Annotated in this window: 9 protein-coding genes; all 9 read right to left on the reverse strand. The window is 50.6% G+C overall.

Annotated elements, in window-relative coordinates:
- Window positions 1-25: 25 nt before the first annotated feature.
- The 9 genes from NNO04_RS15555 to tdcA all read right to left on the reverse strand — a co-directional run bounded on the left by NNO04_RS15555 (window position 26) and on the right by tdcA (window position 11,824).
- Entirely contained in the window at window positions 26-1,336 is a 1,311-nt protein-coding gene (locus NNO04_RS15555) for an L-cysteine desulfidase family protein (protein WP_271445454.1), read from the reverse strand.
- Window positions 1,337-1,363: 27 nt separating this feature from the next.
- Window positions 1,364-2,695, reverse strand: a complete 1,332-nt coding sequence (locus NNO04_RS15560) for a hypothetical protein (protein ID WP_271445455.1) — start codon at window positions 2,693-2,695, stop codon at window positions 1,364-1,366.
- A 311-nt stretch (window positions 2,696-3,006) separates the two neighbouring features.
- The gene (gene tdcG / locus NNO04_RS15565) at window positions 3,007-4,371 is read right to left on the reverse strand and encodes an L-serine ammonia-lyase (RefSeq protein WP_271445456.1); all 1,365 of its coding nucleotides are present in this window, start codon (window positions 4,369-4,371) and stop codon (window positions 3,007-3,009) included.
- Between the two features lie 94 nt (window positions 4,372-4,465).
- A complete protein-coding gene (locus tag NNO04_RS15570; protein WP_271445457.1) occupies window positions 4,466-4,855 on the reverse strand; it encodes an enamine/imine deaminase in 390 nt (129 codons plus the stop codon).
- 13 nt (window positions 4,856-4,868) lie between these two features.
- Window positions 4,869-7,163: a formate C-acetyltransferase gene (pflB, locus tag NNO04_RS15575; RefSeq protein WP_271445458.1), complete on the reverse strand. Its 2,295-nt coding sequence runs from the start codon at window positions 7,161-7,163 to the stop codon at window positions 4,869-4,871.
- Between the two features lie 33 nt (window positions 7,164-7,196).
- A complete protein-coding gene (gene tdcD / locus NNO04_RS15580) occupies window positions 7,197-8,405 on the reverse strand; it encodes a propionate kinase (protein ID WP_271445459.1) in 1,209 nt (402 codons plus the stop codon).
- 26 nt (window positions 8,406-8,431) lie between these two features.
- Window positions 8,432-9,766 carry a threonine/serine transporter TdcC gene (gene tdcC / locus NNO04_RS15585; RefSeq protein WP_271445460.1) on the reverse strand — a complete coding sequence of 445 codons (1,335 nt, stop codon included), beginning with the start codon at window positions 9,764-9,766 and terminating at the stop codon, window positions 8,432-8,434.
- A gap of 34 nt (window positions 9,767-9,800) precedes the next feature.
- Window positions 9,801-10,790 carry a bifunctional threonine ammonia-lyase/L-serine ammonia-lyase TdcB gene (gene tdcB / locus NNO04_RS15590; protein WP_271445461.1) on the reverse strand — a complete coding sequence of 330 codons (990 nt, stop codon included), beginning with the start codon at window positions 10,788-10,790 and terminating at the stop codon, window positions 9,801-9,803.
- Between the two features lie 95 nt (window positions 10,791-10,885).
- Window positions 10,886-11,824: a transcriptional regulator TdcA gene (tdcA, locus tag NNO04_RS15595; RefSeq protein WP_271445462.1), complete on the reverse strand. Its 939-nt coding sequence runs from the start codon at window positions 11,822-11,824 to the stop codon at window positions 10,886-10,888.
- Window positions 11,825-12,106: the final 282 nt, after the last annotated feature.

The following is a 12,106-nucleotide window of genomic DNA, read 5'->3' on the forward strand; positions in this document are numbered from 1 at the left end:
CAAAGCGTCTTCTCCGGCCTGACGATTAATGTGCCTTACTGGCCATAATCTCAATGATCTGCTTGTCCGTTTGCTGCATGGAGCGAGACGCCAGCGCACACAGGTTCGAGATAGATTGTTCGACGTTGTGCGCCACAATCCCCTCATTACCGGTCACCGCCGTATCATCCAGCGCCATTAACACTGCTTTCCATGCTGACGATGCGCTGGTGGAGACTTTCATTGCACAGCTGTTCGACGCACCGTCGCAAATCATCCCACTCACGTCGCCGATCATACTGCCGATCGCCATCGCAATGGTGTTGTAGCGCCCGTCAATCAGCCACGCCATTCCCGCTGCGGCCCCCATCGCCGCGGTGGTCGCCGCACACAGAGCAGACAAACGCGGCAGCTGGTAATGGATGTAAATCGCACTCAGGTGTGACAGCATCAACGCACGCGCGAGACGTTCCTCATCGGCGCCGAAATGCTCCGCAACCACCATGACCGGCACCGTCGCGGTGATCCCTTGATTACCCGAGCCAGAGTTACTCATCGCCGGCAACGTGGCGCCGCCCATTCGCGCATCCGACGCCGCACTGGTGCGGATCAGAATAGCGGTGGACAGATCATTTGCCAGCAGACCCCGCGCGCACTGTTTCTCCATCGTCGCCCCGATATGCAGACCCCAGGAGCCACGCAGACCTTCCTGAGACAGCGCGCCGTTGAGCTTCGCGGCGTCGAGAATAAAACGGATCGACGCGAACGGAACTGCGTTCACAAAGGCTAAAATCTCCTCCAGCGACGTCTCAGAAAGCACGTCAAGCGGCGACGCCTGTTCTTCATGCTGACGGCATTCATCCTGCGCAAACACCACGCCCTTGTTTGTTTCAACACGCACGATGTTGGTATGGCCGCCGACGATCGTCACGCATGCCCATCCTGAGGCGCTATAGACTTTAGCGCGTGAAAACAGAATATCTTCGCAAGGTTCCTGCAACATCACCGAGACCTTTCCGGCCGCCAGCAGGTTTTTCGCCCCGGCAATCGCCTCAGCAGATGCGTCTTTCAACACTTCAAGACCGGCATGTGCATCTCCCCCCAGCGCCCCCAGCGCTGCCGCGACGGGTAACCCGACCATCCCAGTGCCCGGCACGGTAACCCCCATGCCGTTTTTCATCAGGTTTGGTGAGACCCACGCATCAATGCGTTCAACCGGGCCTTCAAGCTCAGAGACCGCAACCGCCGCAGCCAGGGCCAGTGAAATGGGTTCAGTGCATCCCAGCGCCGGTTTGACTTCTTCCTGCACCGCCAGGATAAAACGCTGCCATAATGGATTTACTGTAGTCTCAAACATAACAATGACCTTAAAATTTCATCAATATCAAGAAAATGCCAGGAACGGAGAAACGCACAGCAACAGGCCAGTGAAGATAATCAGATATAACGACGCGCCTTTGTATTTGTGCAATGCAGGAACTTTGTAGACCAGCCACGCCGGGATCAAACATCCCACCATGCCGAAAATCGGGCTACAAATTGAGGTAAAGCTGAGGACTGGCGCATTCAGAACAATTGCGCTCCAGGCCAGTAAGATGGCGAACAGCATAATGCCGCGCTGGACGAGTGTTTCGTTGATCTTCTCGGCAGGCATTTTGCGACGCAACAGGTTCATCACAATCCCTTGCGTGGCTTCACGAAAGCCCAGATAAACCCCGAAGAAAGCCGTCATCACCGCAAAAATATTCAGAATGACGCTGACCACTTTGACCCAACCGGCCCCAGCGCCACTGATAAACTGCGCCGCAATCGCAAGAGCGGAAATATTCTGCTCATACGCTTTCACCGCTTCATCATGGCCCATCGCCAGGGTGAAAGAGACGGCATAGAAAAAGACGGTGACAAACAGAACCCCGAACGCAATATTCATGGCACGCAGCGCTTTATGACGCGCCACCTCAATGGATTTTGCACGTGAACGGTAAGAGATAACCATCGGGCTTAAGGTTTGGATAAACAGGATTGACGTCAGCGTAAAGGGCAACGTGATGATGGCGTTTTTTACCAGCAGCGCCATCGGCGGCAGCGCACCAATGTTATACAGATGCCACATCCCAACCATAGACACCCCCAACGCCGCCACCACTAACAGCTTGGTCAGCACCATGCCGGTAGAGATTTTAAACAGGAGCTTTTCACCGCGTGATGAGATGGCCACCAGCGCACAAATCAGTACCAGGCCATAAAACGGGCTGTCAGAGAGTAAACCTTCGGTGACGCCGAACGTGTGCAGGTATGACGCGCTGTCATTGGTGATGGCGGTGGAGTACACAAACATCCAGATAACCAGCATCACAAAGTAAAGCGCGCCTAACAAGATCCCCCAGTTTTTACCCAGATATCCACTGATGACGCTGGGGTAGTCTTTGCATTCAGGGGATTCCGCGAGGGTGTTAATAAACAAACGCTGAAACAGGTACATTGCGGGGTAACCAATAACGGAGGAGAGCAAAAAGACCCACAGCCCCATTAATCCCACCTGGACAGGGAGAAAAACGATCCCCGCGCCAATCGCCATGCCAATACTCATAATGACCCAGCCAGTGTCCATGCTGTCGAATTTAATCGCTTCCCGCCATTCACTTTCACTCATTCCAGCCCGGCGCGCTGGAGCCGATGCGTCGAGGATGACGCTGTTATTCGTTGCCGTTTCCATAAGGTTCTCGCTTAATGTCCAGGTAGAGGTAATTATTATTTTTTCCGTGCTACATCAAGGCGATACGCGGCACGTTTTCTGCAGGCGAGCTTTTATAATGAAGAAATCATACGCCCAGGGTCAGAGAAAAACTTCACAATAAAACACCTACAATTTCTAAAAGTTAAGAAATATTTTCTATATTAAATACAAAAAATAAGCATACTTTCTCTATTTGAAGGCGATCACAACATAAAATTTGGATGAAATCACAACATAAAAAAAGGCGCACCAAAGTGCGCCTAAAGGGGGAAGAGAAGAAGGGAGTTCTGTCAGGTACAAACGACTTTAATTGCCAGCCCGCCACGTGAGGTTTCACGGTATTTATCGTTCATATCTTTACCGGTCTCATACATCGTCTCAATGACTTTATCGAGAGAAACCCGCGGTTCAGATGTCCGGCGCAACGCCATACGCGCCGCATTCACCGCTTTTACCGCATTAATCGCGTTACGTTCAATACACGGAATTTGTACCTGCCCCGCGACCGGATCGCAGGTTAACCCCAGGTTGTGCTCCATCGCGATTTCCGCCGCAATACAGACCTGCGTCGGGCTACCGCCCAGCAATTCCGTGAGCCCTGCCGCCGCCATCGAACAGGCTACGCCAATCTCGCCCTGACAGCCGACCTCCGCCCCGGAGATGGAAGCGTTCATTTTGTACAACGCGCCGATGGCACCAGCCGCCAGTAAATAACGGGCAATTGAGTTCGCATTCACCGGGCGACGGAACTTATCATAATAGGCCAGTACGGCTGGGATAATGCCACAAGCCCCGTTCGTTGGCGCGGTCACGACCCGTCCTCCCGCCGCGTTCTCTTCACTGACGGCTAAGGCGAACATGTTGATCCAGTCGATAACATTCATCGGATCGCTCGACAGGCTGTCGCTGGAGACCAGTAACCGACGCAGCGCGACCGCGCGGCGCGGCACATTAAGCGGCCCTGGCAGCACGCCTTCGGTGTTCATGCCACGTTCGATTCCTGCATGCATCACCTCCCAGATACGCGCAAATCCCGCATCCACTTCGTCTTTACTGCGCATCGCCAGCTCATTTTGCATCATCAAGCCGGAGATGGAGAGACCATTTCTTTCACACAGTTTCAGGAGTTCGCTGGCAGAACGAAAGCCGTAAGGCACAGACGTTTCAACATCATGCGCCTGACCAAAACGCTCCTCTTCGACGATAAAGCCGCCGCCAACGGAGTAATAGGTTTTGCTTAACAGATTTTCCTGCCCGTTCCACGCAGTAATACGCATCCCATTCTCATGGCGCGGGAGCGTTTCTTCATGAAAGAAAATACTGTCCGCGACGGGAAAATCGACCACATGAGCGCCTTGTGCCACGAGCAGCCGTCCGGTACGGGTGGCTTCCTGAATAAATGCAGGAATACCATCAATATCAACATCCTGTGGACTATTCCCAGCCAGTCCCATCATGATGGCGACATCGGTCGCATGCCCTTTTCCGGTCAGCGATAACGATCCATACAGATCGACTACCATTCGCGTCGTTTGCAGTAGCGCCCCAGAACGGGTCAGTTGATCAATAAAACATTTTCCAGCATTCATTGGCCCTACGGTATGCGAGCTGGAAGGTCCAATGCCAATCTTAAAAATTTCGAATGCGCTAATCATATCCACACCCTCGGATTGCCGTTCAGTGAAGACCAGGTTTCACACTCATTATTGGGATCGGGGCGATCCTGACGATCGCCCCGCAGGGGATGACTTACGCGCTGCGTACCGCGATAGCTTCAATCTCCAGCTTCACGTCCTTCGGCAGACGGGCAACCTGAACGCAGCTGCGCGCCGGATAGATAGCCTGATGTTCGTCAAAGAACTGCTGGTACACCTGATTGATGGTGGCAAAGTCATTCATATCAGAAATGAAGACAGTTGTTTTCACGATGCTGCCGACCTCTAACCCGGCTGCAACCACGATTGCCTTCACGTTCTCAAGGCTCTGACGCGCCTGATCGGCAACGTTTTCTGCAACCTCACCCGTTTGCGGGCAAACCGGGATCTGACCCGACGTCAGCACCATACTGCCTAAATCAACGCCCTGTACGTAAGGACCGATGGCCCCCGGCGCACGTTGGGTCTCAATACTCTTTCTCATATCGCCTCCGGCGTTAAATCGCCTGGGTGAAAGTACGCGAAATGACATCCTGTTGCTGCTCGCGGGTCAGCGCGTTGAAGCGCACAGCGTAACCGGAGACACGGATTGTCAGGTTTGGATAGTTTTCCGGGTGCTCAATTGCATCCAGCAGCATTTCACGGTTCATCACGTTCACGTTCAGGTGCTGACCACCTTCAACATGCGCTTCATGATGGAAGTAACCATCCAACAGGCCCACCAGGTTGGTTTTGCGCACGCCGTCATCTTTACCCAGCGCCGCTGGCACAATGGAGAAGGTGTACGAAATACCGTCTTTGGCATAGGTGAACGGCAGTTTGGCTACCGATGTCAGCGACGCTACTGCCCCTTTGCGGTCACGGCCATGCATCGGGTTAGCCCCTGGTGCGAACGGTGTACCAGCGCGGCGACCATCCGGGGTGTTCCCGGTTTTCTGGCCATACACCACGTTAGAGGTAATGGTCAGGATGGACTGCGTCGGCACGGCATTACGGTAGGTTGGCAACACTTTAATTTTCTTCATAAAGCGTTCAACCAAATCGCAGGCAATGCTGTCCACACGTTCGTCGTTATTCCCGTACTGCGGATAGTCGCCTTCAATTTCAAAGTCGACAGCCAGTCCGTTTTCATCACGAATCGGTTTCACTCGCGCATATTTGATTGCAGAGAGGGAATCCGCCGCAACGGACAAGCCCGCCATCCCGCACGCCATCGTCCGATAAACATCGCGATCGTGCAGCGCCATCAGTGAGGCTTCGTAGCTGTACTTGTCATGCATGTAGTGGATGATGTTCAGGGCGCTGATGTACTGCACCGCCAGCCAGTCCATAAAGTGGTCCAGGCTCTCCATCACCGTGTCGTAATCCAGCACGTCATCCATCAATGGCGCCGTTTTCGGCCCAACCTGGATTTTCAGCTTCTCATCAACACCGCCGTTGATTGCGTACAGCAGGGTTTTCGCGAGGTTGGCTCGCGCGCCAAAGAACTGCATTTGCTTGCCGATTACCATCGGGCTCACGCAGCAAGCAATGGCATAATCGTCGCTGTCGAAGTCAGCACGCATCAGATCGTCGTTCTCATACTGCAACGATGAGGTGACGATTGAGACTTGCGCAGCATACTTTTTAAACGCAATCGGCAGCGCTTCCGACCACAGCACGGTCAGGTTTGGTTCTGGCGCCGGCCCCATAGTGTGCAGCGTATGCAGATAACGGTAGGAGTTTTTGGTCACCAGCGTGCGACCGTCCAGCCCCATCCCGCCGATCACTTCGGTCGCCCAGATCGGGTCGCCGGAGAACAGCGTGTCGAATTCCGGCGTACGCAGGAAGCGCACCATACGGATCTTCATGATGAAGTGGTCGATCAGTTCCTGCGCCTGCTGCTCCGTTAAGATCCCAGCTTTAAAGTCGCGTTCGATGTAGATATCAAGGAACGACGCGGTACGGCCCAGTGACATGGCGCCGCCGTTCTGCGATTTCACCGCAGCCAGATAGGCGAAGTAAACCCACTGTACGGCTTCCTGCGCATTACGCGCCGGACGGGAGATATCGCAACCGTATTTCGCGGCCATTTCCTGCATTTGCAGCAGCGCGCGACGGTGCTCTGAGAGTTCCTCACGCAGGCGAATGGTCGCCTCAAGATTCTGCCCCCACTCCAGATTCGACTGGAGATCGGCAAATTGCTGTTCACGCTCACGCACCAGATAGCGGATACCGTACAGCGCGACGCGGCGGTAATCGCCAATGATGCGACCACGGCCATAGCCGTCTGGCAGACCGGTCAATACGCCAGACTTACGGCAGCGCAGCATATCCGGGGAATAGGCGTCGAACACGCCCTGGTTATGTGTCTTACGCAGTTCCGTAAATTGATATTCGAAGTCGGCATCCATCTCGCGACCATAAGCATCAAACGAGCTTTTGATCATATTGATGCCGCCAAACGGGTGCAGGGCACGCTTCAGCGGTTTATCCGTTTGCAGACCGACGATCTTTTCCAGCTCTTGTTCAATATATCCCGCATCATGCGCGGTGATCGTTGTCGCTATATTGGTATCGAAATCAACCGGGGCATGGGTTGAGTTTTCAATACGAATTCCCGCCATAACTTTTTCCCACAATGCTGTGGTTGCCGGGGTCGCTTCTGCAAGGAAAGATTCATCCCCTTCATATGGCGTATAGTTGTGCTGAATAAAATCACGGACATTAATTTCTTCTTTCCAGTCCGTACCTTTAAAACCAAGCCAGGCGTCGGCATACAGCATATCGCTGGTATCGATATTTACCTTCATGAAAAATAATCTCTCTACAGAACAACAAATAAGTTATGCAAATTCCACAGGGGCGTTAACTTTGCCTAAATGAATAGCATCGAGTGCAATCATTTTTTCTTCATTCGTTGGAATGACGGCGCAAATAACACGAGCCTCTTTGCCTGAGATAATTCTTTCGCCATGGGAATTAGGCAGACTGTTCATATCGTTGTCTACACTCACGCCCAGAACGGCCAGATGTTCAATCACCAGGCGGCGAATTAACACGGAGTTCTCACCGATACCGCCAGTGAAAATAATGCCGTCCAGACGATGTAACGACGCAGCGTGACCAGCAATATGTCGTGCAATGCGATGCACAAACGTTTTGATCGCCAGCTGTGCGCGTTCATGGCCTTCGTGCCAGGCTTTTTCCAGCACGCGTAAATCAGAAGACAGACCTGAAATTCCCAGTAAGCCAGACTCTTTGTTGACCACGCGCTCAAGGTCACTCAGCGTCTGGTTGGTTTCGCTGGCTACCCATGCCATGGCGCCAAAGTCTACGTCGCCACTGCGCGTGCCCATCATCAGCCCTTCCAGAGGCGTCATCCCCATTGAGGTATCGACGCTCTGCCCGTTGCGGACTGCGCAGATTGACGCGCCATTTCCGAGATGAGCAACCACCAGACCGGAATCCTGTTCCTGAAGTTCGAGGAGATCGTGCGCACGTTGCGAAACGTAGCGATGCGATGTGCCATGAAATCCATAACGGCGCACACCCAACTCTTCGAAATATTTCCACGGTAAACCGTACAGGTAAGCTTCAGGTGCCAGCGTTTGATGGAAGCTGGTATCAAAAACGGCCACCTGCTGAACACCAGGGAACAGCTGCTTTGCCGATTCAATTCCGCTTAAATTCGCGTAATTGTGTAATGGCGCTAAAGGAGAAACCCGGCGAATATTTTCAATAACCTCATCAGTAATAATGGCCGACTCAGTAAAGATATTTCCGCCGTGGGCGATACGGTGGCCAATTAAGGCCACGCTATCGATTAAATTACGTTTTTCCAGTTCAGCGGCTATCGCCTGAAATGCACCTTCGTAGCTGTGGTGAGCCAGCTGCGCTGGCTCTCCTCCATTCACGACCAAAAAAGCATTTTCAGAATTAATACCATCCGCAATACCCGCCATCAAAACATCACATTGGGTTGCATCCAGCACTGAAAACTTAATTGAAGATGATCCACAGTTAATAACCAGAACTACCGGGAATTCATTCATTTCACTACTCATCCTGCGTTTAAGGATTAAAACAGTTTGTACACGATGTTCAGAATGGTCAGCAGACCAATGACGGTAACAAACACGTTATCCAGACGACCGCGGTACTTCGCCAGCGACGGCGCTTTACGGATGGCGTACATCGGCAGCAAGCAGAGCAGCGATGCAATGATCGGCGCACCCATGGCTTCAATCAGGTCCAGAATGTTCGGGTTGGCGTATGCCACAACCCAGGTGGAACCCATGATGAAGATCATGCTGATGGTGTTAAGTTTGCCGGAGGAAACTTTAGTTTTATCGCCTTTATAACCGAACTTCAGTACCAGACCGTTCAGACCTTCCAGCGTTCCCAGATAGTGACCGAAGAAAGATTTGAAAATAGCGACCAACGCGATGATGGAAGCGCCATACTCAAGAACCGTAGCGAAAGTCGATTTCGTGCCAGACAGTGAAGCAAAGTGGTTCGCCAGGTAAGAAAGTACCGGAATGTTCTGTGCTTTAGCATCCGCCATGTTTGCCGGAGAGAGCGTGAACAGGCAGCTGAAGGCGAAGAACATCACAACCGCAACCATCAACACACTGGCGCGAGAGATGATCTGTGAACATTTACGCTCGGTGAACTCGCGACCAAAGTCTTTTTCATACTCTTCACGCTTGGAAACCACGAAAGAAGAGACGATAGGTGAGAAGTTGAAAGAGAACACCATGATGGAAATACCCAGCCATACGGTAACCAGGATGCCGTCATGCCCGGTCAACGCGATATTACTGAGATCCACCTGCTCAACGACTGCAGAGTTCCAGTAAGGGATCAGTGACAGAGAGATCAGCACCAGGCTGGCGATGAACGGCCATACCAGGTAGCTCATCACTTTAACCATCAGATCTTTACCGAACCAAATGACGAACGCCATCAGCAGCAGCAGGAACAGTGCCACGAAGCCACGGTTAAGCGCTGGCATCTGCAACTGGTTTTCCCAGAAAGTCATAAAGGTGTTGGTTATGGTGACACCATAAATCCACAGCAGTGGACAAATCGCAAAGAAGTAGAGGAACGTGATAACCACGCCACCTGTTTTACCAAAATGCTCTTCAACCGTTTCTGTGATGTTACCGGAAGGATTAGAACCGGAAAGACACAGGCGTGCCAGTGCACGGTGGCAATAGAACGCGATGGGGTATGCTAACACCAGCATCAACAGAATGGGGATCAGTCCGCCAAAACCTGCGCGGATGGGGAAGAACAACACCCCAGCGCCGATGGCAGTACCAAATAAACCCAGTGTCCAGGTGGTGTCTGATTTGCGCCAGGACGACTGTTTTGTCTGGCTGGATACAATGCTGCTATCAGTAGTACTCATATCCTATCCTCAACGAAATAATGAATAGCTGGGATTAAGCGTCAACTAAACCCGTAATTTGTGAAACGCGGGAGAGATCGATATTTCCGCCAGAAATAATGCTGACTGTTTTTCTGTTCTGGATATAACTATCTAATTTCCCACTTAATAATGCAGCACATGCCAGCGCGCCAGCCCCTTCGGTGACAACTTTATTACGCTGAATTAATGCAATCATGCTGTTTCGAATTTCGTCTTCGCTCACCAGGACAATGTCGTCTACTAATTCACGAACGATTTCATAAGTTAAATTACCCGGGCGGGAAACATCACAACCATCCGCCAGGGTGCCGGTCGTTCGGTGCATGGTTATTTCACCTGCATGATAAGATGCCGCCATACCGTGTACGTTTTCAGACTGTACGCCAATAATTTTAATGGTCGGGTTGATAGATTTAATCGCAATAGCGATACCTGCAATTAATCCACCGCCGCCAATTGGCACAATCACGTTATCAACATCATATAAATCTTCCATGATTTCCAGGCCAATTGTACCCTGACCGGCAATCACTTTCGGATCATCATAAGGAGGAATAAAAATACGCCCTTCGGTTTCAACAATTTCACTGACTTTGGCAATCGTGTCGTTGAAGTTGTCGCCGTGCAGGATCACTTCTGCAGAATAGTCACAGGTAGCTGCGACTTTAGACTTCGGCGCGCCTTTAGGCATGACAACCTTGCCGTCAATACCGAGCATGGCACAGGAGAGAGAAACCCCTTGCGCGTGGTTACCCGCTGAACAGGCCACGACACCTTTGCGTCTTTCAGCTTCTGTTAAAGAGCTGAGCTTATTAAATGCGCCACGGATTTTAAATGATCCGGTACGTTGCATATTTTCAAATTTCAGGAATATCTCACCTTTGCAACGCTCACTAAAATAGTTGGAGCGAGGCATCCCCGTTTTATAAATTTTACCGGCCAGTCGTTTTTTCGCTTCGATGACATCTTCAATAGCAACCGGGAGATCGTATGTAATGTGCATGAAAACCTCTTACCTGGGTATTAAAGTAATATGAATAGCTGTTACCATTGTCTGATATTCAGACAAATAGTATCGATTGTGTATTAAAACTAAGTTCAGTTAATTTCAATTAATTGCTTTCGTCTGCAACCATTATATGATGAATATTCTTTGGCTAATTCAACCAAAACCGATGCTGCCTTTTTAATTCGATAATTTTTGGACCACACCGCGGCATAACGCGCAACCGGTAAAGTCTCCTCAACGGGAATTGTAATAAACTGATTTGAACCAAAAGGTGTGGTCATATCGCAGGGAATGACGGTCAGGAAATCAGCATTGAGAACAAGATTGTAAATGGTGACAACGGAATCTGTTTTAACGATGTTTTCACTGTTGATGCCATTTCTTTGTAACGTGGTGAGGAGTTCGCTGTAGTAGCCCATATTCGTTTGCGGCAACACCCACTGTTCGTTCTTCAACGATTCCAGCGTAGTGGTGCCGGTGCATGTTCGGGACTTGCTGGCAACCAACACAAACTCGGATTCAAAGAGCGGCTCCACATGCAGATCTTGCAGTTTCATCTCATCACTCAGCGTACCGATAGCGAAGTCCAGTCGGCCATCACGAATCGCAGGCAGAAAAGAGGAAAGCTGCGCTTCGTACATAGAAACCTGCGCTTTCGGGAACACCTCTTTAAACTTGTGAATCATGTCTGACATGAAAGTAAAGCCAATCAGTGAAGGAAAACCAAACGAAACATCGACGACCGTATTGCAGGTCATACTGTTCATCTCATTCACCATGTTTTTCATTTCACGGGTAATTGTTTCAGACCAGGACAACAAAACCTGACCCGCGCTCGTTAATGTGACACCCGTATTTTTACGAACAACTAATTCAACACCAAAATAGGCTTCAACATCACTGACAATTTTGCTTACGGCGGGTTGAGTTAATCCTAATTCTTTTGCAGCCGAACCGATAGAACCGCTTCTAATGACTTCCTGGAAGACCACTAAATGCTGTGTTTTAGGGAGAAGAATATTATTCATATCGGCCTGCACTAATTACTTTATTGACGGCAGGAAGTGTACCAAATAAAAGTTATGTGGTTATGTGCGACCACTCACAAATTACCTTACCTTACATTTACTACGCATATGATTTTCAAAATAAATGCTTAAAAATCATAACAATACAATCTTAACCCTCGACTTTTGAAGAACGTTTATCAAGAAAAACCACAGGGGATAACGATATTTTATGGCGATAACATCTGGGTTTTAGAGGTTATTTTCAAAAGACCTTATAGACGATAATTCAAGCAATTACAG

This window comes from Citrobacter sp. Awk 4, from assembly GCF_028069725.1.
GTDB lineage: Bacteria > Pseudomonadota > Gammaproteobacteria > Enterobacterales > Enterobacteriaceae > Citrobacter_D.

Bases quoted from the DNA above. Each gene is read 5' to 3' on its own strand.
- NNO04_RS15560 (WP_271445455.1), bottom strand. From the start codon at position 2,695: ATGGAAACGGCAACGAATAACAGCGTCATCCTCGACGCATCGGCTCCA.
- tdcB (WP_271445461.1), bottom strand. From the start codon at position 10,790: ATGCACATTACATACGATCTCCCGGTTGCTATTGAAGATGTCATCGAA.
- tdcG (WP_271445456.1), bottom strand. From the start codon at position 4,371: ATGATTAGCGCATTCGAAATTTTTAAGATTGGCATTGGACCTTCCAGC.
- tdcC (WP_271445460.1), bottom strand. From the start codon at position 9,766: ATGAGTACTACTGATAGCAGCATTGTATCCAGCCAGACAAAACAGTCG.
- tdcA (WP_271445462.1), bottom strand. From the start codon at position 11,824: ATGAATAATATTCTTCTCCCTAAAACACAGCATTTAGTGGTCTTCCAG.
- NNO04_RS15570 (WP_271445457.1), bottom strand. From the start codon at position 4,855: ATGAGAAAGAGTATTGAGACCCAACGTGCGCCGGGGGCCATCGGTCCT.
- pflB (WP_271445458.1), bottom strand. From the start codon at position 7,163: ATGAAGGTAAATATCGATACCAGCGATATGCTGTATGCCGACGCCTGG.
- tdcD (WP_271445459.1), bottom strand. From the start codon at position 8,405: ATGAATGAATTCCCGGTAGTTCTGGTTATTAACTGTGGATCATCTTCA.
- NNO04_RS15555 (WP_271445454.1), bottom strand. From the start codon at position 1,336: ATGTTTGAGACTACAGTAAATCCATTATGGCAGCGTTTTATCCTGGCG.